Below are 21,089 nucleotides of genomic sequence, written 5' to 3'. Positions count from 1 at the left end.
TGTCAGGGCTGGGCGTTGTCCTGCCAGGTGGTGATGCGAAGGACGATGAAGGCGGCGAGGAGGGCAGCGAGGATGCCGGCGGCGCCGGTGACGTACGCGACCTCGACCGGGGTGTGCACGTCCTTGAAGCCGTCGGCGTAGAGCTTCGTCTCGGTGGAGGCGAAGAGGCTGACCAGCAGCAGCAGCCACCAGGAGCTGACCACGCCGGTCGGGGTCCAGGAGCGGTCGGGGTTGCTGCGGGCGTACAGCTCCTTGACGACCTGCTGCGGGATGACGATGTTGGCGACGGGGATGAACCAGCCGGCGACGGTGAAGGCCTTGGGCCAGCGGACGCTGGTCTCATCGCGCCGGTCGAAGTTGTCGCGGACCAGGTACAGCCAGACGATGAGGGCGGCGAGCACCAGCAGCCGGGCGGCGTTGAGCACGATCGACTGGGTGTCGGCGTTGGTGAAGATGCCGAGGGTGACGCTGGACTCGGACGCGACGACCTCGCCGGTGCCGGCGACCGGGCCGCGCAGGGAGTCGACGATGGTGTATGCGTGTGCCAGTGCGGCGACGCCGAGCGCGCCGGTCACCACCCAGCCCATCGTCGCCAGGCGGTGCGGTGCAGCGGTACCCGTCTCGATCATTCGGGCAGCATGCACCGCACCGCTTGCAGCCCACCTGCAATCCACGTGCGGCCGCCTGTCCCGAAGGCGTCAGGTGCGGCGCCGGCGGATCCACAGGAAGCCGAGGGCGGTCAGCAGCAGGGCCAGGACCAGGTAGGCGGACAGCTCGATCCACTGGAAGGGCCAGTACCGGGAGCCCGGCTGGTAGACGTAGGAGAAGTGCAGGTTCTGGCTGGCCGTGCAGGCCTTGGCCTTCGCGAAGCTGCCGGCGGCCATGCAGGGCACGGCGTCGGCCTCGAGGTACGGCGACCCGTCGGGCTTGAACAGCTTCATCTCCTCGCTGAGCGACCACACGCCGGGCGCGCTGTACCCGGTGAGGAACGCGCCCTCGGAGCCCCTGATGCCAAGGCCTTTGATGCGCTCCATGACCGCCGCGTCCACCGTCACCGTCTCGGTGACCGGCGGCATGATGTGCTGGCGGATGCCGTTGGGCACCGCGACCTGTACCAGCGCGAACAGGGCCAGGGTGATCGCCATCGCCGGCAGGGTGCGGCGCACGACCAGGCCGGTGACCGCGCCGAGGGCGAACGCGAAGAGGGCGTAGCCGACGGGCACGACGTTGCGGGCGGCGAAGTTCAGCGCGGCGAAGCGGTCGCCGGTCACCTGGTCGTAGCGGCTGGCGCTCCACGTGAGCAGGAGACTGAGCAGGCCGCTGGCGAGCACGGCCACGGCGCCGAGGAGGCCGAGCTTGACCGCGAGCCAGCGGGTCCGGGTAACGCTCTGGTTCCAGACCAGCTTGTCGGTCTTCTCCTCCAGCTCCCGGGCGACCAGCGGCGCGCCCCAGAAGATGCCGACGAGCGCCGGGATCGCCAGCAGGAGCGCGCCGACGAGTCCGACCTGGGCGTCGTACGTGTTGGTGAAGTGCTCGACCGCCGTGCTGCACGTGGCAGGGGTGCAGGCGGCGATGTCGGTGTCGTACGCGGCGCGGATGCTGAACCCGAGCACCAGCAGGTAGACGGTGAGGGCGGCGAGGGCGGCCGCGGTCACGACGGCCTGCACGCGGAACTGCCGCCAGGTGAGCCAGGTCATGCCGCCACCTCCGCTGCGCTCCGGCGCCGGCCCGACCCACACACTGCGCCCATGATGCCCAGCCCTCCGCTCCGCTCCGTGCCGGTCATCGCTGCGCCTCCGCGAGCATCGGGGCGCCGTCGAAGCCGGCGGCGCGGGTGAGGTAGGCGAGGACGAGGTCCTCGAGGTCGACGCGGTCGGCGCCGTCGATCGGGGTGGCCGTGCGGACGACCATCGTGTTCTGCTCGGCGTGGATGATCTCGGCGCCGGCGGGCAGCCGGTCGAAGCCGGGCAGCGTACCGGTGAGCCGCTGGTGCTCGGCGAGCAGCTGCGCGACGTCGCCGCTGAGCTGGACGCGCGCCGAGGCGAGCACGATGAGGTGGTCGCAGACCCGCTCCAGGTCGCCGAGCAGGTGCGAGGAGAGCACGACGCTGACGCCGAGCTCGCCGACGAAGTCGAGCAGGTCCTGCAGGAACGCGCGCCGGGCGAGCGGGTCGAGCGCCGCGACGGGCTCGTCGAGGATGAGCAGGTCGGCGCGTTTCGCGGCGGCGATGGTCAGGGCGAGCTGGGCCCGTTGCCCGCCGGAGAGCCGCCCGGCCTTCTGCCGCGGGTCGAGGTTGCGCTGCCGGATGCGGCGTTCGGCGAGGGCGGCGTCCCAGCGCGGGTTCAGGCGGGCGCCGAGCCGCAGGTGGTCGGCGACGGTGAGGCTGCCGTAGATCGGGGCGTCCTGCGCGACGAACCCGACCCGGGCCAGCTGCGCCGCGCTGGCGGCGGGCGGGTTGCCGAGCACGGCGATGCTGCCGGCGCTCGGTGCGATCAGCCCGCAGACCAGCCCGAGGAGGGTCGACTTGCCGGCGCCGTTCGGGCCGACCAGCCCGACGACGCGCCCTTCCGGGATGCTGAGGGTGCAGTCGGTGAGCGCCGTGACGTGCCCGTAGCGCTTGCCGAGTGCCTGGGTTTCGATGACCGCTGTCATCGCCGGCTCCTAGTCCTCGATGGATCGTGTCGAGGTCAAGTTCTAGGCGCCGGGCGGTCACGGGACGGTCCGCGCGGCTGTGACCGGGCTGTGACCGCGCCGCGGCTAACCTTCTGCCGATGCGGGTGCTGGTGGTGGAGGACCAACCGGAGCTGGCCGACTCGGTGGCGCGGGTGCTGCGGCGCGAGGGCATGGCGGTCGACGTCGCCTATGACGGCGGCGCCGCGCTGGAGCGCACGTCTGTGGTCGACTACGACGTGGTGGTCCTGGACCGTGACCTGCCGGGGGTGCACGGCGACCAGGTGTGCCGCACGCTCGTCGCGCAGGGCTCCCCCGCCCGGGTACTGATGCTGACCGCCTCGGGCACGATCGCCGAGCGGGTCGAGGGGCTCGGGCTCGGCGCCGACGACTACCTGCCGAAGCCGTTCGCCTACGCGGAGCTGGTCGCCCGCGTCCGGGCGGTCAGCCGGCGGTCACGTCCGGCGACGCCGCCCGTGCTGACGCACGGCGACCTGCGGCTCGACCCGGCGCAGCGCGTCGCGGCGCGGGCCGGCGAGCGGCTGACGCTGAGCCCCAAGGAGTTCGCGGTGCTCGAGTACCTGCTCACCTGCCGCGGGCGGGTCGTGTCGGCTGAGGAACTGCTGGACCGCGTGTGGGACGAGGCGGCCGACCCGTTCACAACCACGGTGAAGGCGACGATGAACCGGCTGCGCGCCAAGCTCGGCGACCCGCCGCTGATCGAGACCGTGCCCCGGGCCGGATACCGGATCTGAGATGCGCAACGGCCCCAACCGCCTCCGCTGGCGCCTCACCCTGGTCATCTGCCTGGTCGCCGTCGTGTCCGGCGCGGTGCTGCTGGTCATCATGTACAGCATCGCCCAGGGCCTCGACGGCGACGTCCGGGGCTTCCTGCCGCAGAGGGCGCCGGCTCCCCCGCCGGTGCCGGGGCAGGGCCCGCTGGCGCGGCCGGACATCCTCGGCCCGGTGCACGAGCAGAGCTCGCTGCTCACCGTGCCCGCCGTCGCCCTGGCCATCATGACGGCGCTGTCGCTGGCGTTCGGCTGGCTGATCGCCGGCCGGCTGCTGCGCCCGGTGCGCACGATGGCGGAGCGGCTGCAGCACATCTCCGAGCGCAACGTCCACGAGCGCCTCGCCGTCACCGGCCCCCGCGACGAGCTCAAGGACCTCGCGGACACCGTCGACGGCCTGCTCGGCCGGCTGGAGACGTCGCTGGACGCGCACAAGCGGTTCGTCGCCAACGCCGCGCACGAGCTGCGCACCCCGCTGACCGTCGAGCACGCACTGCTGGAGGAGCCGCTCATCGACCCCGACGCCGACGTCGAGGCGTTCCGGGCCAACTTCCAGCGGCTGATGAAGATCAGCGCCGGCCGGGCGCGCCTGCTCGAGTCGCTGCTCACCCTGTCCAGCAGCGAGCACGACCAGCCGCGCGACGAGCCCTTCGACCTGGCCGCCATCGTCACCGAGGCGCTCGCCGAGCGGGCCGGCGACCTCGACCGCGCCGGCCTGCGCGCGGTGCCGTCGCTGGAGCCCGCCCGCATCTACGGCGACCCGCTGCTCGTCGCCCGGCTCGTCGCGAACCTCTGCGACAACGCGATCCACTACAACGCGCCCGGCGGCCGGGTCGAGGTCGCGGTCCGGGCGCTCGTCGGCCGGGTGAGCTTCGCGATCGCCAACACCGGTCCGGTCGTCCCTGCGGACCAGGTCGACCGGCTCTTCGAGCCGTTCCAGCGCATGCAGCGCACCGCCGACGACGGCCACCACGGCCTCGGCCTGTCCATCGTGCGCGCCATCGCCACCGCGCACGCCGCCACCCTGAAGGCCAACCCGCGCCCGGGTGGCGGCCTCGTCGTCGAGGTGACCTTCCCGTCGTTCCGCACCTGACCGAAGGCATCGAGATCAATGAAACTTTACACAACCCGAACACTATCTAGCCGGTAGGATTAATGGACATGCGTGACGATGGCGTCATGCGCTTCTTTCCCAGACGTCCACGGCTTCTGATCGCCGCCGCCACCGCGTTGCTCGCGGCCGCCGTCTCGACCGCGGCCGCCTCCGCGGGCCGCACCGCCGAGGCCGCCGAGGCTGCCCCGCCGCCCAACATCGTCTTCGTCCTCACCGACGACCTGGCGTGGAACCTGGTCCAGTTCCTGCCGCAGGTACAGCGGCTGCAACGCGACGGCGTCACGTTCACCAACTACACGGTGACCGACTCGCTGTGCTGCCCCTCCCGCTCGTCGATCTTCACCGGCAAGTTCCCGCACGACACCGGCGTCTTCACCAACGGCGGCGCCGACGGCGGTTTCGGCGTCTTCAAGGGCCGCGGCAACGAGGACCGCACCTACGCCACCGCACTGCGGGCGCGGGGCTACGCGACCGCCATGATGGGCAAGTACCTCAACGGATACCTGCCCGCGGACACGCAGGGCGGTGCGCTGCCGTACGTGCCGCCGGGCTGGTCCGAGTGGGACGTCGCCGGCAACGGCTACGCCGAGTACAACTACGACCTCAACGAGAACCATGCCGTCGTGCACTACGGCTCCACCCCCGCGGACTACCTGACCAACGTCCTCGCCCGCAAGGGCAGCTCCTTCATCCAGCGCAACGCGGCCGCCGGCACCCCGTTCGTGCTGGAGGTCTCGACGTTCGCGCCGCACGCGCCGTTCACCCCCGCACCCCAGGACCTCGACGCGTTCCCCGGCCTCACGGCGCCGCGGAGCCCGGCGTTCGACGCGCTGCCCGCCGGGGCGCCCACCTGGCTGGCCGGGCAGGACCCGCTGACCGCGGCCGAGAAGACGAAGATCGACACGGACTTCCGCAAGCGCGCGCAGTCGGTCCAGGCCGTGGACCGGCTGATCGCCAAGCTGCGGGCAACCCTCGAGGACAGCGGCGTCGCGGACGACACGTACTTCGTGTTCAGCTCCGACAACGGGTTCCACCTCGGCGAATACCGGCTGGCGCAGGGCAAGCAGACCGCGTTCGACACCGACGTCCGCGTGCCGCTCGTCATCGCCGGACCGGCCGTCCCCGCCGGCAGCACCCGCACGGAGATCGTGCAGAACATCGACCTGGCGCCGACCTTCCAGCGCCTCGCCGGCGGCACCGTCGCCTCGGACGTGAACGGCCGCAGCATCGTCCCGCTGCTGCAGGGCCAGCCGGCGGCGAACTGGCGCACCGCCTCGCTGATCGAGCACCACGGGCCGGACGCCGCCGCCGACGACCCGGACGCCCAGACCGCCCGCGACGGCAGGCCGACCACCTATGAGGCGCTGCGCACCGCGTCCTACACCTACGTCGAGTACGCCAACGGCGAGCGCGAGTACTACGACCGGTTCGCCGACCCGTACCAGCTGAATAACATCGCGGCGCAGCTGCCCGCATCGCGGCGCGCGGCCCTGCACACCGCGCTGCAGCGGCTGCGTGACTGCCACACCCACGAGGCCTGCTGGACCGCCGGCCACGTGACCGCCTGACACTGCACCCCGGGCGGTCACCCGGCGGGCGTCAGGTGCCGGTCGAGCTGGGCGGCGAGGTCGGCGGCGCGGCCCACCGCGGCCCGCGCCCACGACGCGGCCGGGCTGGTGTCGGCGTCGTCGAGGCCGAAGGCGAGCAGGCCGGTGAGCTGCCGCAGGTTGCCGGCGATCGCCCGTACGTCACCATCGGGCAGCGTGTCGAGGGCGGCGGGCAGCAGGTCGAAGTAGCGCTCGGCGGCTTGTCTCGCGGCGCCCCGCTGGGCGGCGAGCTCGTCCGCCGCGTGCTGCTGCTGCGGGTGGAACGCGATCTCGTGGTGGGTGAGCGCCTCGCTGGTGTAGGACGCGCCGAGGTCCGCCCGGTGGTCGCCGGGCAGGTCCGCGTAGACCGCGCGGCCCACCTGGAGGATCGGGGTCATCGGCGCGGAGTCGGCGGAGCCGAAGACCCGCAGCCGGGCGACCCGGTCCAGCTCGCGGGCGACGGCGAGGCGTTGCGCGGTGTCGAGCGGCCCGCGCAGCGCCTCCGCGTAGGCGTCGGCGGCGTGCCCGGCCGCCTCCCGCTGCGCGGCCAGCTCCTCCTGCGGGTGCGGCTGGGCGGGGTGGAACGCGACCTCGTGGTGGGTCAGCGCCTGGTTGGACCAGGACCGGGCGATCTCCAGTTCGTGCCCGCCGATCCGGGCGTGCAGCTCGCGGGCGAGGGTGGCGGCGCGCACGCCGGCCGACGAGTCGGTCGAGCCGAACGCGAGCAGCCGCGCGAGCAGGTCGAGCTGCGCCACCAGGATCCGCAGCCGCTCCGGGGTCACGGCCGGCGACGCCGCGAGCCGGGAGGCGACGTCCCACGCGTTGCCGGCGGCGGCGAGCTGCGCCGGGATGTCCGACGGGTGGGCCGCCTGGGCGCGGGTCAGCCACAGCGCCGCCGCCGCGTAGGCGGCGCCCTCCACCAGCGCCAGCTCGGCCTCGGCGGCGGACGCGTCGCGGCCGTCCGCGCGCAGCGCCGCGACGAGGGCGGCGAGGGACGCGGCGAGGATCCCGACCCGGTGCGGCGTCAGGTCCGCCAGCGGCGTCCCGGCCGGCTCCGCCAAGGTGCGCAGGACGCCGGAGCGCCACACCGCCGGCTCGGCCTCGGGCGTGGCCGCGTACAGGCCCGGCACGGGAAGGTCGCCCGGGCCGCCGAGGTCGTACACCCGCAGACCGCCGCTGGACGGCTCGATCACCCACGCGCCGGGCCACGGACGCCACACGCCACGGTCGGGGACGCCGTCGCCGTCGTAGTCCGCGCCGGCGGGCAGGTCCGCGCTCGTGTCGACCTGCGCGGCCCGCCAGTCGAGCCGGTCCGGCTGGCCGGGCGGGCTGACGTAGGCGATGGTGTACCGCCCGCGCGCCGACGCCGTGGCGTAGGACGGCTCCCGGTCGGTGCGGACGGTGAACGGCGCGTCGACGACCGGGCGGTCGTCCTCGGTCTCCCAGGCGCCGCTGGCGTGCTCGTCGGGCTCGAACAGCCCGTCCTCGTCGAAGATCTCCAGCCGCACCCCGAACGGGCGGACCGCCGCCGGGCCGGGCCCGATCGTCGCCGTCCACGGCGGCCCGGCGGCGTGCAGCGAGCCGCCGGTGCCGAAGACGTCGCCCGCCTCCAGCTCCGCCCAGTTGTCCTCGTCGCCGAACTGCCACCGCCGGACCCGTTCGACCACGCCCTGCCGGACCAGCCCCGAGTACACCTCGGCGCTGAACCAGCCGTCGGCGGCGCCGGAGTCGCCGGACGCGACGATCTCGACCCGGTCGACGGTGACGTCGACCCGCCGCTGCCGCAGCGTCACCGGCGCGACCGTCTCCGACCAGTAGCCGCGGGTGTCCATGACCCGCACGATCACGGTGTACGTGGCGCCGGGGCGCAGCTCGTGACCGGGCGCCTGGACGAGGTCCTCCTGCCACGCCTGCCGCAGCTCGCCCAGCACGAGGCGGCCCGCGCAGGTGTCGAACGCGTGGTAGGTGTGCCCGTACGGGCGGTGCTCGGCCGGTGCGCCCTCGCCGATCTCGGCGATGAGACAGACCGGTCGCGCGTCGTTTGTGACCTCGAGGCGGACCCGGTCCGCTTCGGGGAACGCGTGGACGCCGCCCTCGTCGACGAGGTTCCCGGGCCGGCCCGTCGCGATGACGTACGCCACCTCGGCCCGCGGCGGCGGCGTCACACGGGGGTCGGCCGACGGGTCGGTGGTGCCCCAGACCCGCACCACGGTGCCGGCGGTCAGCAGCGGCGTGTCCAGGTGGCCGGTCCGCTCGAACGTGTCCAGGCCTTCCTCCGCCGCGGTCTCGCCCCGGGTACGGACCGTCGACGCGCGCATCTGAGCCCGGAGCGCCTCCCCCGTGTACGACACCCAGACACCGGGCTCCGAGGACAGCCAGATGATCGGGCTGCCCGCGAAGCACGTGTACCGGATCCGCCGCACCTCGCCGCGCTTGAGCGGCGACACCACGACGAAGTCCTCCTCGACGCTGAGCCGCACCTGCGGGCGGGCCGGGTCGCCGAGGGTCGGCAGCTGCTCCCAGCGGAACCCGTCGCCGATGTGCCGCTGCTGGAACAGGTCCACCCACGGCTGGCCGTCGCACCGCGCGAACAGCCACAGCGGCGCGCTGCTGTCGCCCTCGGGTTTGTCCTCGTCGCGCAGCTGCACGACCGACACCTCGTCGTAGAACCCGGTGCCGACGGTGCCGGCCTCGGCCCAGTCGTTGTTCTCGTGCTCGTAGCCGGGGTTCGGCCGCCAGAAGTGCCGGATGCCGCCGGTCCGCGACGGCGCGAACAGCTCGTAGTTGCCGTGCCGGCCGAAGCCGATCCACGGGTCGGAGCGGCCGCGGTCGCTCTGGATGATCGCGGGCCGCCCCCGCACGCCGTGGCCGATGTCCTGCGGGTACTGGAACTCCTCGAACGTGCGTAGCGTGCCGTCGCCGCGGACCGCGACGTACATCTCCCGGCCCCGGTAGTTGTCCTCGAAGTCCGTCTCGTGGGTGCCGACCGTCCCCAGCACCCAGCCGACGCCGTCGAACGGGCCGGTGACGGGTTCGGTGTCGGTGCTCACGGCGTACAGCCGCACGATCTCCTCGAACGGGCCGCCGGTCCAGTCGTACACCGTGGAGTGCAGCGTCATGAGCTGGTGCTGCCGATACATCCCGCCGCCCGTGCGGGGCGCGGTGACCAGCAGCAGGTTGTGCCGCGGAGAGCTGTCCCCGTCGACCGGCGCCCAGCGGGTCCGGGTGAGCGTCGCCCTCGCCGCGTCGGCCAGGTCCCCGCCCAGCCCGACGCGGGCCCGGGTCCACCGGTTCGGCGGCCCGTTGTCCCGGAACCAGTGCACGGTCCGGCCCGACTCGACCGTCACCAGCTCGTAGTTGTTGTGCTCGCCGTCCTGGCTCTGGTAGTCGCCCTCGTGCCAGCTGACCGAGTCGACGACCCCCACGGACGGCGGCACGCACGGCCACGGCCCGCTCCACCGCCCGGCGCCCCGGTCGAACCAGTACAGCGCGAACCCGCCCGCCGGCCACGGCACGATGACCTCGACCGTCCCGTACGTCGTGTTCTGCGCGAACCCCGCAGCGAAACCCACCTGTCCCATTGCTGTGTCCCCCCGGTCCGAGCCTGCGTGGCTTCACTATGGGCGCCAACCCGGCGGCGGCGCTGTCGCCAGTCGGCCAGCCGGATCGTGTATCTGGCGGCGGCCGGAGTACTCCGGTGCGGTGCCGACGGCGCCGCGACCGGTGGCCGGGGTGTTCCGTGCGGTGGTTACGACGCCTCGGCGTCCGGCCTGACCAGCCGGGCCGAGATCGTCAGCGCGACGTGCCGGCCGACCAGGAACCCCGGTGCCCGGATCCCGGCGTCGCGCAGGTCCAGCCGGGCGGTGCCGGTGACCGACAGGCCGTCCAGCGTGCCGTCGATCCACAGTGGAGCTTCCGCGCCGGCCACCCGGAGCACGGCGTTCGCCCGCCATCCGGCGCCGGTCGGCTCGATGTGCCCGGCGGTCAGCTCCATCCGCGGGTGGTGCGCCACGTCGAGGAAGCGCCTGCCGCGCAGGTCCTTGTCGCGCCGCGGGTTGCCGGTGTCGATCGACGCCGGGTCGAGGGTGCCCTCCAGCCGCACGGGGCGCCCGCCGGCGTCGAACTCGACGGTCCCGCCGGTCACCGCGATGGTGCCGTGCACGGTCCCGAACCCGAGGTGCCGGGCGGCGAAGCCGGCGCGCAGCGGCGTCTCGACCGTCCAGGTGCCGGTCATGGTCGTGGTGGTCATGCCGGGCTCCCGACGGGCGTGAGCGGCAGGTCGGCGTGCACGAGGTGGTAGACGCCGATCCGGTCGGGGCCGGTCAGCAGCGCCGGGTCCTCGCCGGGCAGCAGCGGGGTCGACATGACCGCGCGGACCGCGGCGTCGACGGCGTCGGCGGACTCGGCGAGCGTCACGATCGTCACGGCGTTGCCGGCGCCGCGCAGCCGCAGCGTCCAGACGATGCCCGGGAGGTCGCGGACGGCGGGCCACAGGCGGGTCGCGGAGCGTTCCTCGGCGACGGCCCACTGCGCCGTCCGCGGCCCGTCGAACGCGACGACCTGCATGTACCTGGCGGGCCCCGGGCCCTTGCCGCGACGGGCCTCGACGATCTCGAACGGGCCCTCGCCGGACGCCGCGATCATGATGCCGTCGCCGCCGCCGACGGGGCGTCCGATGATCGCCTCGGCGGTCGCCGTCGTGGCCAGGGCCTCGTCGACCCAGGCGGTGTCGACCGGGTGCGGGTCGGGGACTGTCTGCACGGTGATGTTCATACGGTCGAGGATCGCGGCGGGCGGCGTGGCGGACATCCGTACCGTCACTGAACCCGCCACTGAACCGCGATACTGTGCCGGTGTCCACGTTCGTCGGCCGGGACCGGGAGCTCGCCGCGCTCACCGGCGCCTTCGAGGCGGGCGGTGTCGTGCTCGTCGACGGCCCGGCCGGCATCGGCAAGACGACGCTGGTCGACCGGGCGCTGCGGCAGGCCGGCGCGACCGCGGTGCGCGGCTACTGCCCCGCCGAGCCGGCGCCGCCGCTGTGGCCGTGGCGGGCGGTCCTGCCCGGCGCCGTCAGCCCCGACCTTCAGGCGCCCTTCGAGCCCACCGCCGCGGCCTCGGCCCGGTTCGCGGCGCTCGCCCAGCTGAGCGACGCGGTCCTCGCGGGTGGCGCACCCCTCATCCTCCTGGAGGACCTGCACTGGGCCGACGTGGCGTCGCTGGACCTGCTGCGGCACGTGGCGCAGGGCGCGGCGGGTGCGGGTGTCACGGTCGTCGGCACGGTCCGGTCGCCCGCACCCGACGCGGTGGCGCTGCGGCTGGCGGATCTCGCCCGGTACGGTGCGGTGCGGGTGCCGCTGTCACCCTTCACCCTCGACGAGGTGGCGAGACTCGTCGACGCCGCGTCGGCGCCGGCCGTGCTGGCCCGGACCGGCGGGTTGCCGCTGCTGGTGGCGGCCGTCGGGGCCCGGTCCGGGCCGGGCGACCTGCCCGCCGTCGTGCGGACATTGCTGGCCGCGCTGAGCCCGCAGGAGCGGGCCGCCGTTGAGGCGGCGGCCGTGCTGGGCGAGGAGGTCGACGACTCCCTGCTCGCGGTCGTCGCCGGCACGCCGGTGGACGGGTCCCTCACCGCCGCACGCCACGCCGGACTGCTGGTCGTCGCGCCGGAGCACCGGTACCGGTTCGCGCACGCGCTCGTCCGCGACACGATCGTCGCCGGCCTGGAGCCGCCCGCGCTGCGGGAGCTGGCCCGGTCGGCAGCCGTCGCGCTCGAGTCGGCCTCGGGGTCGCCTGCCGCGGCGGGTTGGCGGGGCGCGGTGCCGGCCGCCCGGATCGCGGCGCTGTGGCGGCAGGCCGGGGTGCCCGGTGCGGCGGCGGCCTGGTCGCGGCGGGCGGCGGCGCAGGCCCGGGCCGCGCACGCGTACGACGACGCGGCCGCCCACCTGTCCGCCGCGTCCACTGTGGACCTTCCGCCGGCGGAGCGGGCCGAGCTGCTCGTCGAACTGGCGCAGGCGGAGTACCTCGCCGGGCGCTACGACCGGTGCCTGGACCACTGCGTGGACGCGGCCGGGTCGGCGGCGGAAGCGGGCCGAGGGGACCTCGTCGCGGCCGCCGCCCTGGTGCTGCAGGGGGTGACGTACGCGCACGCGGGCAGCGTCGTCACGCGGCTGTGCCAGCGGGCCCTCGCGTACCCGGACCTCGGCGACGGCCTGCGGGCCCGGGTGCTGGCGCAGCTGGCCGTGATGACCGCGGACGCCGGACAGGTGGGCCGGGCCGCGGCGCCCGCGCGGGAGTCGCTCGCGCTCGCGTCGGCGTGCGGCGACCCGCACGCGGAGATCGAGGCCGCCCGGGCCCGCGAGATGACCCTCGTCGACCCGGCCGACACCCCGGAGCGGCTCCGCCTCGGTGACCTCGTCGCCGACCGGGCCGAGGCGCTCGGGCAGCCCCTGGCGGCGCTCATCGGCCACGAGTGGCGGATGCAGTGCGGATACCTCACCGGCCGGCTCGACGTCGTCGAGTCCGCCGCAGCGGCGATCGAGGACCTGGCGGGCCGCTCGCCGCTGCCCGTGCTGCAGTGGCACCACAACCGGATGCTGGCCAGCCGGGCGACGCTCGCCGGCCGGTTCGACGACGCGGTCGCGCACAGCCGCCACGCGACGGCGATCGCGCTCGCGTCCGGCGACCCGAGCGCCACCGTGATGCACTTCGCCCACGGCGCGCACGTCGCCGTGCTCCGCGGCGACCCGGCGGCGCTGCCGGAAGGGCTCGACGCGGCGTTCGCGGCCGCGCCCCTCGACCCGCTCATCGACGTCCAGCGCGCCAACGTGGCGCTGCTGACCGGCGCCCTCACCGACGCCCGGGAGGTGTACGACCGGCTGCGCGCCCAGCTGCCGCTGCCCGCCGATCACCCGGCCTGGCCCGCCGTCCTGACCCAGCTGACCGGCCTGATCGAGCACTTCGCCGATGCCGGGGCCGCCGCGATCGTCCACCGCCAGCTGCTGCCGTTCCGTCCGTTCCCGGGCGCGCTGGGCACGGCGACGGTCTTCTTCCACGGCACGGTCAGCCGCTTCCTCGGCCAGCTGGCGGCGGTGACCGGCGACACCGCCGGCGCGGTCGAGCTGCTGCGCGAGGCGCTGACCCGCAACCGGGCGATCGGCGCCCGCGCCGACCTCGCGCTCACCGGCCTGGCTCTCGCCCGGGTGCTGCCCGCCGGCCCGGAGGCGGCGGGTCTCGCCCGGGACGCGGCGGACCTCGCCGCCCGCCTGGGCATGCCCGGCCCGGCCGCGGCCGCCGGGTCCTCCACGAGCGCCGATCCGCTGACGGCCCGCGAGCGGGAGATCGCCGGCCTGCTCGCCGAGGCACTCACGAACCGGCAGATCGCCGCCCGGCTCGTGCTGTCGGAGCGCACCATCGAGTCACACGTGCGCAGCATCCTCGCCAAGACCCAGTGCACCAACCGGACCGAGTTCGTCGCCCGCTGGCCCGCTCACCACAGCCCCGGCAGGCGCCCGTGACCGAGGAGCCCGCCGCGCTGCGGGCCCGCACCTGCCGGGGCCCGGCGCCGGGCTGTCATGGGGTGAGGGTGGCGATGAGGGCGCCGGCCTCGGTGCGGGACATGTCCAGGCCGCGGACGTAGGCGTCGGCGTGGCGGGGGGCCGGGGCGCCGTGGCGGTTGCGGTGGGCGTTGGCGCGGCCGATGGCCTGGGCGGTGAGGCCGACGCGCCGGCCGATGCCGGTGACCGCGCCCCACAGCAGTGCGCCCGCCTCGCCGTCGCCGGTGAGGGTCAGTGCGCGGGCCAGCGACAGCGACGTCACGAGCCACGAGCTCACCGTCGGTGCGTCGTCGAGGCGGCTGGTGAGCCGCAGCGCGGCGTGCCGGGCGTCGTCGTAGCGGGCCTGGTCGAGGGCGACCTCGACGCCGAGCCAGCTGGCCACGGTCACCACCCAGCCGTAGCCGCAGTCGCGGGCGGCGTGGCGGGCCTCGGTGAGCAGCTCCGCCGCGCCGGTGAGGTCGCCGGACAGGTACCGGGCGTGCCCGGACACCATCCGGCCCTGCGCGAGCAGGTCCGGCCAGCCGACCCGCTCCGCGGCCCGGTGCGCCCGGGTGGCGGCCTCGCCGGCGAAGGTCGCGTCGCCGGACGCCGCCGCCACGAACGACAGGCAGCACAGCGCGTCGGCGCGCAGGTAGTCGTGGCCGGCGCGTTCGGCGTCCCACACCGCCTCGTGCGCCTGGGCGACGGCGTCGGGCACGTCACCGGCGATCGACCGCAGCGCCGACAGGCCGAGCAGTGCCCGGCTGCGCGCCGACTGGCCGGTCGCCGACCTGTCCTGCCCGCCCGCGGCGAGCGCGGCCCGCAGCCAGGCGGTGCCTTCCGCGGTGGCGGCGTCGTGGAACCAGTACCAGGCGACCCCGCCGGCGATGTCGACGGCCGCGGCGCCGTCCCCGTCGGCGAGCGCGCTCCGCAGCGCGGCCCGCACGTTGCGGCGCTCGGCGTGCAGGCGGCGCAGCCAGTCGTCGGCGGCGGCGGTCCGCAGCCCGGTCGCGGCCTCGGCGGCCATGCGCCGCGCCCACTCCCGGTGCCGGCGGACGGCGCGGGCGCCTTCGTCCTCGTCGAGGAGGTGTCTGGCGTACTGGCGCAGCGGCCGGCCCATGCGGTAGCGGTGCACGGTCCCGCCGTCGCGGTGGACCTGGATCAGTGAACGGTCGACGAGCCCCGGCAGCCGGCCGCGCCGGCCCGGTGCGACGGCGTCCATCGCGTCGAGGTCGAACCCGCCCTCGAACACCGAGAGCTGCCCGAGCAGCGTCGCGTCCACCGGTGTGAGCGCCCCGCCGAGCGGGTCGGTGGCGGGCCCCAGCAGCGCGGTGGGGTCCTCCCGCAGGTGCGCGGCGAGCACGGCCAGCGGCAGCGCCCGGGACAGCGTCGCGGCCCGCTCGACCGCCGCCGGCAGGCACCCGACCGCCGCGCAGACCGCGGCGGCGAGCCGGCGGTCCGCGGTGCCCGGCGCCCGCGCGGCACCTCCCGGCATCCGCGTGAGGAACAGGTCGACCGCCTCGCCGACCGGCAGCGGCGCCAGCTCCAGCAGCGCCTCGCCGGGCACGCCGAGCGGCTCCCGGGCGGCGAGGAGCACCCGCAGCCCGGGAGAAGCGGCGCGTTCCAGGGCGGCGACGACGTCCCGCGGGCCGGCGGCGCCGTCGACCACGAGCAGCCGGGTCGCCGGGCCGGGCTCCTCCGGCCACCACACGGTGGGGATCCCGGTCAGGTCGGCATGCCGCTGCCCGTACTCCAGCACCAGCCGGCTCTTGCCGACCCCCGGCGGGCCGGTCACGGTGACGACCCGCGCCGACCGCAGCAGGTCGGCGACGGCCACCAGATCCGCGGCGCGCCCCACGAAGTCCGTTTCCTGCGGCGGTACGTCGGAGGTGACCTCGATGACCGGACCGCCGGTGGCCAGCGGCTCGTGCCGCAGGATCGCTGTCTCCAGACCGCGCAGCCCCGGCCCGGCGTCGACGCCGAACCGGCCGGCGAGCGTCTCGCGGGCCTCCCGCAGCACGTCGAGGGCGTCGACCTGGCGGCCCGACCGGTACAACGCGACCGCCAGCAGCTGCCAGAGCTGCTCCCGGCCGGGGTGCTCGCGGGCCAGCCCGGACAGCTCGGGGATCACCGCCTCGTGCCGCCCGAGACCCACGTCGGCGGTCACCCGGCCGATCCGGGCCTGGACCCGCACCTCTTCGAGGCGGCGCCCGGCGACCAGGGCGAACGAGGCGTCGGGGAAGTCGGCGTACGCGCCGCCGCGCCACAGCCCGAGGGCCTGGTCCAGCGCGACCCGACCCGGCTCGAGCTGCCCGTTCGCGATGAGGTCCTGCCCCTCGGCGGCGAGCGCGCCGAACATGTCGGCGTCGAACGAGCCGGGTGCGGGACGCACCGCGTAGCCGCCGCCGACCCGCACCAGGACCCGCGACGGCGACCTGGGCGGCCGGTCGGGTTCGAGCGCGCGCCGGAGCCGGGCGAGGTGGCTGTGGACGGTGCCGAGCGCGGTCGCGGGCGGCTCGGCGCCCCACAGCACCTCCACGATCCGGTGGAACGGCACCTCCTGCCCACCGGTGCTGAGCAGCAACGCGAGCAGCATCCGCGGGCGCAGGCCGCCGAGGTCCACCTGGTCGCCGGCGATCGTCACCTCCAGCCGTCCCAGGACCCCGAACCGCGGATCTGCCATGGCCGTACACCTACCCGAATGATCGTTTACACGGACGTCGGGTCAGACGACCAGCACCGCCCCGCGGTTGCGGCGGCGGTCTGTCGCAAGTCCGCCTGCGCCGGCGGCGCCGATGCGCTAAGCGGGCTCGGCTACGGCCACCGCGCCTGCACCTCGTCGATCGCGTCGAGCACCCCCTGCGCGGCGCCGGGCCCGCCCACCCGGACGATGGTGCCGGCGAGCGCGCCGACCGCGGCGAGCGAGCCGTAGGTGCGGTGCTCCGGCAGCGCGCGGCGCAGCACCTCGACCGCGAGCCGGACGCGCTCCGGCGACGGGTCGGCGTCGACGAGCGCCTGCGCCCGCTCGGCGAACGCCCGCGCGGGGAAGTGCCCGCGGCCCACGGCCGGCAGGGCGGCGGCCAGCAGCTCCGGGGTGAGCCGATCGGCGAGCCGGGCCAGGAGCTCGGCGCGCCAGAACCGGCTCGGATCGGCGCCGGCGGCCGCCGCGGCGTCGGGCAGCAGCTCGTCCGGCAGCCGCCGCACCAGCTCGACGAACCGTTGTGCCCGGGTCTCCGGATGGCGGATCGCGGCGACCGCGGCGACCGCCTGCCGCTGCAGTTCGGCGGGCAGGTACGGGGCCAGGGCGGCCAGCAGCACCGACGGGGGCCGTGGGCCGTCCTCGGACAGTACGGCGGCGATCGTCGCCTCCCGCTGATCGGGCGGCAGGTGCCGGACGGCCTTGGCCAGGGCCTTCGCGCGGCTGTCGGGGGCGGCGAGGGCGAGGGCCAGCTCCGTGGCCCTGGCCGCGACGGCCGGCCGCTGCCCGGGTGGCAGGTGGGCGGCGATACCGGCCAGCAGGTCGACCTCGGAGCGGTCGCCCCGGGCGGCGGCGAGAGCCTGCTCCAGCGCGGCGGCGCGTGCCCCGGCGGGCAGGTGCGGCGCCAACGCGGTCAGGGCATTCGCCCGCAGCGACGCGGACCGGACCCGGCCGGCCGTGGCGGCGGTGGCGAGGAGCAGCTCGCCGGGCAGGTGCGGGGCGAGACCCGCGAGGACCTCGGTCCGGACGCGCTCGGTCCTGATCGCGGCGGCGGCGTCGACGGTACTGCGCAGCTGCCCGGCGGTCAGGTGCGGGGCGAGCAGGAGCAGGGACTCGGCGCTGCCGTACTCCTCCTGTGCCGCGTGCAGCGCCCGTGCGAGCGCCTTGCCCACCGCGGCGGGGCGCAGGTCCGCGGCCAGGTGCGGCAGGAGCCGGATCATCACGTCCGGCCGGTGGCGGCCTTCGCGCAGCGCATCGGCGGCGGTGCCGGCCCGCAGGTCGGGCGGCAGGTGCGGGATGAGCGCGACGAGCGCGTCGGCCCAGGTCCCGGGCTCGGCGAAGGCGGCGGCGAGGGTAGCGGCGGCCGCGGCGCGGAACCGGTCGCCGGAAGCGTCGCCGCCCAGCAGCCGCCGGACGGCCGCCGACCGCCGCTCCTCGGGCAGGTACGGGGCGAGCGCCGCCACCGCGTGCGCGTGGTGGATCCGGCTGTGGATGGCGGTCGTCACCGCGAGGGCGCGGGTCAGGGCGTCGCGGCCGGCCGGCTCCGGCGCGTAGGGCGCGAGCCCGCTCCACGCGTCGCGGCGGTCGTGGTCGCCGCGCAGCTCGCCGGCGGCCTCCAGGAGCCGGGCCACCCGCTGCGGCGGCAGGCTCGGCGCGAGCGTGCAGTACAGGTCGAATCGCGACCTCGGCGAGGTGATGTCGCCGGCCGCGGCGAGCGCCCGGTCGAGCTGCCCGGGCGACAGGCGCGGCGCCAGCCTGCGGAGCACGAACGCACGGTCGGTCCAGTCGAGCGCGAGGGTGGCGGCGAAGGCGACCTCGACCTGGTCCTCGCGAAGGTGCGGCACCAGCCGGTCGAGTGCCGTCGCGGAGGCGGTGGCCGTCGCCGCGTCCAGGGCCTCGTCCAGCGCGAACGGTCCGAGGCTGCTCAGTGCCCTGGCCCTGGCGCCGGCGTCGCCGAGCGCGTCGGCGGTGGCGAGGGCCCCGCTCAGCACGGCGGTGCGGTCGGGCTCAGGCAGGTAGGCGGCGACGCCTGCGAGGGCGCTGACGCGGTGCTCGCCCTCCTCGACGGCGCCGGCGGCGGCGCGGGCGCTCGCGAGCTGCGCGGGAGACAGGTGCGGCGCGACCGCGGCCAGCGCGTCGGCCCGCTGCGACGGGTACCGCGCCAGCAGCGCGGACGCGAACGCCTCGGCGACGACCTCCGCGCGCCGCGGCTCCGGCAGGCACGGCGCCACGCCGGCGAGGGCCCGGGCCCGATGGTCCGGCGGGTCGACGGTGCGGGCGGCGGCGATCACCCGGTCCAGCTCGTCCGGGGCGAGGTGGGCGGCCATCGCGGTGTACTGGTCCGCGCGGTAGCTGCCGACCGAGCCGGCCAGGCCGTCGAGGATCCGGGCGGCGACGGCGGGACGCTCGGCGGGGTCCAGGTGCGGCAGCAGACGGTTGAGCAGACCTGCCCGCCCTTCGGGCGAGCTCAGCCGGTCGGCGTGGGCGACGCCGCGCGGGGCGGACCACAGGCCGGCGGCGACGAGCCGCTCCACCAGGTGCGCCGGGACGTTCTCGGCCATGCTCAGCAGGCTGGACACGACCAGGCCGTGCCGGATCTCGTCGACGAGACTCGGCGCCGGCTCACCGGCGGCCAGGGCGGCATCGGTGTCCGCAGCGGCCCGCCGCCAGGCCGATTCCGCTTCCTTGAGGGAGATGCCGAACTGCTCCGCGGCGGTCATGGCGACACCCTGTGGCGGCGCGTCCCTCAGATGCGGGCGCCTTTCTGGAGGTTGCAGCGCCGGCACAGCAGCTGCAGATTGCCGGCACTGGTCGCGCCGCCGCGGCTCCACGGGATCACGTGGTCGAACTCCAGGTACTCGGTGGCCTGACACTCCACGCACGCGCCGCCGTCGCGCTGCCACACTTCCGTGCGCACCGCGGCCGGCACCGACCGGGAGTCACGCTGGGCCGGTATGACGGCGGTGCGTCTCGCCCTCCGCATCGCGCCGGTGAGCACGGCCGCCACGTACTCGGGGTCGCTGACCTCGTAGATGCCGGAGCCCTTCCTGGCGGTCGTCGAGATCACGATGTTGGTGTACTCGGGCCGGACCTCCATGATCCTCGACCAGGGCAGGTCGGCGCCGGCGCCGCCGACGAAGCGGAACTTCGCGCTGGTGGCGATGATCTTGCCGGTGCTGCGCCGCAACCCGGTCTCTGTCTGCCGCACATACACGGCCGGCTCCTCCAGGTGCAGGACCTCGCCGTCCTCGAGGTTGAGCCTGGCGTGCTCCACCCTTGGCACCTCGCCGTTGCTGATGAGCCCGATCTCCAGCCCGCGCTGCATCCGCCGACGCATCTCGATGATTGCGGGGTCGTCGACGCCGAGCTGCCGGACCGCCTCCTCGAACTCGTCCATCTCGTGCTGCTCGATGAGGTCGTCGGCGAACGCGAACGTCAGCACCCGGTGCAGATAGTGCAGCGCCGCCGGTCGCAGGGCCTCCCGCCCGTCGCTCTCCGGGATGCGGTGCCGGCGCAGCTCCGCCCACAGGGCGTCCCAGTCAGGCCCGCTCGGCCCGGAGGAGGCCAGGACCCCGCCCGCTTTGGTGCGCCACTCACGCAGGACGGTCGCATGGTCGGGTACACCTGCGTCACCGTCGTCGTCCTCGTCGACGGTGACGCCGTAGCCCGTCGCGAGCCCGGCCAGCCCGGAGTCCCAGCCCTGGCCGACCGCCCTGAACTTCCAGCCGTCGCCGCGCCGGTACAGCTCGCCGAAGACGACCGCCGCGACCCGTTCGACGTCCTGGATCGGGAAGCTCGCCAGCTCGCGGCCGTGCTGCCCGGTGACGGTGACCTTCAGCCCCGGCACGGTGTCGAACGTGCCCGCGGCCATGGATCCGGCGATGACCACCTTGTGCACGTCGGACGGCAGCCGCCCGAGGTCGACCGCGACGGTGGCCGTGCACTGCCCGTCGGTGCTCAGCTCGACCGCCCCGGCGGCCCCGCTCGGCTGGTTGTAGAACACGAAGTCGGCGTCCGAGCGCACCTTGCCGCCCGCGTCCAGCAGCAGCGCGCACGGGTCCACGTCGGATCCGGTCCGCCACGCCACCAGCACCTGCACGACCGTCTCGTCGACCGTCGTGTTCGCGCCCCGCACCAACGCCGCCACCACCATCGGGCCACCTCCGCCGCGACGGTACCGACACGCACCGCCAACGCGCGATCACCGCGCGCTGAAAACAGCCGATCGCCAGCCGCCACCGACACGGAGGGCGATGACCACCGTCCGTTGCGTGCATCGTCAGGCACCGAACGGCCGAGCCGGCGCCCGACGTTCGGGCCGACCCGGTGAGGGCGGGGGTGTTACGGCTGGGCGACCAGGCGGAAGGACTGGGCGGGGCCGCCGGAGCAGGTCCACTGCTGCAGGCGGGCGCCGTCGCCGGTGGAGACGTCGGTGACGTCGAAGCACTGGCCGGTGTTGTTGCGCGGGTTCAGGGTGTACGTGCCGTTCGCGCCGGCCACCACCCGCCACTGCTGGTTGGTGCCGCCGCCGTACGTCCACAGCTGGATCTTGGCGCCGTTGCCGGTGCTGCCGGGGCCGCCCGTGATGTCCCACGCCGCGGTGGCCGCGTTGCGGCTGACGACCCGGTAGGAGCCGTCCGTGGTGGGCTGGAACCGCCACAGCTGGTTGGTGTTGTCGAGGCCTGCCACGACAGGTTCGTC

The 21,089-nt window shown here is 75.3% G+C and carries 14 protein-coding genes; 4 read left to right on the top strand and 10 right to left on the bottom strand.

The annotated features are described in order from the left end of the window. Positions 1–2 precede the first annotated feature (2 nt). The 3 genes from AB0I21_RS06540 to AB0I21_RS06530 all read right to left on the bottom strand — a co-directional run bounded on the left by AB0I21_RS06540 (position 3) and on the right by AB0I21_RS06530 (position 2,652). Positions 3–629, bottom strand: a complete 627-nt coding sequence (locus AB0I21_RS06540; RefSeq protein ID WP_360559408.1) for a DUF4328 domain-containing protein — start codon at positions 627–629, stop codon at positions 3–5. A gap of 69 nt (positions 630–698) precedes the next feature. After that, complete coding sequence (locus AB0I21_RS06535; RefSeq protein WP_360559407.1) at positions 699–1,697, bottom strand: transmembrane transport protein; 999 nt, start codon at positions 1,695–1,697, stop codon at positions 699–701. 85 nt (positions 1,698–1,782) lie between these two features. Further along, on the bottom strand, positions 1,783–2,652 hold the full coding sequence (locus tag AB0I21_RS06530; RefSeq protein WP_360559406.1) for an ABC transporter ATP-binding protein: 870 nt from the start codon (positions 2,650–2,652) through the stop codon (positions 1,783–1,785). A 119-nt stretch (positions 2,653–2,771) separates the two neighbouring features. On the opposite strand from AB0I21_RS06530, the gene AB0I21_RS06525 reads away from it, so the two are divergent. From AB0I21_RS06525 to AB0I21_RS06515, 3 genes are all read left to right on the top strand, one after another. Then, positions 2,772–3,425, top strand: a complete 654-nt coding sequence (locus AB0I21_RS06525) for a response regulator transcription factor (protein ID WP_344506965.1) — start codon at positions 2,772–2,774, stop codon at positions 3,423–3,425. A gap of 1 nt (position 3,426) precedes the next feature. Further along, the gene (locus AB0I21_RS06520) at positions 3,427–4,554 is read left to right on the top strand and encodes a HAMP domain-containing sensor histidine kinase (protein ID WP_360559405.1); all 1,128 of its coding nucleotides are present in this window, start codon (positions 3,427–3,429) and stop codon (positions 4,552–4,554) included. Between the two features lie 68 nt (positions 4,555–4,622). Beyond that, positions 4,623–6,143, top strand: coding sequence for a sulfatase (locus tag AB0I21_RS06515; protein WP_360559404.1), 1,521 nt, complete (start codon positions 4,623–4,625; stop codon positions 6,141–6,143). A gap of 17 nt (positions 6,144–6,160) precedes the next feature. On the opposite strand, the gene AB0I21_RS06510 is transcribed toward AB0I21_RS06515, so the two are convergent. From AB0I21_RS06510 to AB0I21_RS06500, 3 genes are all read right to left on the bottom strand, one after another. After that, positions 6,161–9,733: a hypothetical protein gene (locus AB0I21_RS06510; protein ID WP_360559403.1), complete on the bottom strand. Its 3,573-nt coding sequence runs from the start codon at positions 9,731–9,733 to the stop codon at positions 6,161–6,163. Positions 9,734–9,909: 176 nt separating this feature from the next. Next, positions 9,910–10,410 (bottom strand): YceI family protein, encoded by a 501-nt coding sequence (locus AB0I21_RS06505; protein ID WP_360559402.1) that lies wholly within the window; start codon positions 10,408–10,410, stop codon positions 9,910–9,912. Further along, entirely contained in the window at positions 10,407–10,970 is a 564-nt protein-coding gene (locus AB0I21_RS06500) for a hypothetical protein (protein ID WP_360559401.1), read from the bottom strand. The genes AB0I21_RS06505 and AB0I21_RS06500 overlap by 4 nt, the downstream gene beginning before the upstream one ends. Positions 10,971–11,014: 44 nt before the next feature. Between AB0I21_RS06500 and AB0I21_RS06495 the strand changes: the two genes are divergently transcribed. Then, positions 11,015–13,672 (top strand): AAA family ATPase, encoded by a 2,658-nt coding sequence (locus AB0I21_RS06495; RefSeq protein ID WP_360559400.1) that lies wholly within the window; start codon positions 11,015–11,017, stop codon positions 13,670–13,672. A gap of 55 nt (positions 13,673–13,727) precedes the next feature. On the opposite strand, the gene AB0I21_RS06490 is transcribed toward AB0I21_RS06495, so the two are convergent. The 4 genes from AB0I21_RS06490 to AB0I21_RS06475 form a co-directional block, all read right to left on the bottom strand. Continuing rightward, complete coding sequence (locus tag AB0I21_RS06490; protein WP_360559399.1) at positions 13,728–16,373, bottom strand: BTAD domain-containing putative transcriptional regulator; 2,646 nt, start codon at positions 16,371–16,373, stop codon at positions 13,728–13,730. Positions 16,374–16,504: 131 nt separating this feature from the next. Then, complete coding sequence (locus AB0I21_RS06485; protein ID WP_360559398.1) at positions 16,505–19,108, bottom strand: hypothetical protein; 2,604 nt, start codon at positions 19,106–19,108, stop codon at positions 16,505–16,507. Positions 19,109–19,134: 26 nt separating this feature from the next. Then, positions 19,135–20,541, bottom strand: a complete 1,407-nt coding sequence (locus AB0I21_RS06480; RefSeq protein ID WP_360559397.1) for a TerD family protein — start codon at positions 20,539–20,541, stop codon at positions 19,135–19,137. A gap of 188 nt (positions 20,542–20,729) precedes the next feature. Continuing rightward, positions 20,730–21,077 (bottom strand): RICIN domain-containing protein, encoded by a 348-nt coding sequence (locus AB0I21_RS06475; protein ID WP_360559396.1) that lies wholly within the window; start codon positions 21,075–21,077, stop codon positions 20,730–20,732. Between the last annotated feature and the right edge of the window lie 12 nt (positions 21,078–21,089).

Source organism: Dactylosporangium sp. NPDC050588 (assembly GCF_040654975.1).
Lineage (GTDB): Bacteria > Actinomycetota > Actinomycetes > Mycobacteriales > Micromonosporaceae > Dactylosporangium > Dactylosporangium maewongense.
The sequence above is the reverse complement of the archived record's forward strand: the minus strand, read 5'-3'. Positions and strand labels throughout refer to the sequence as shown.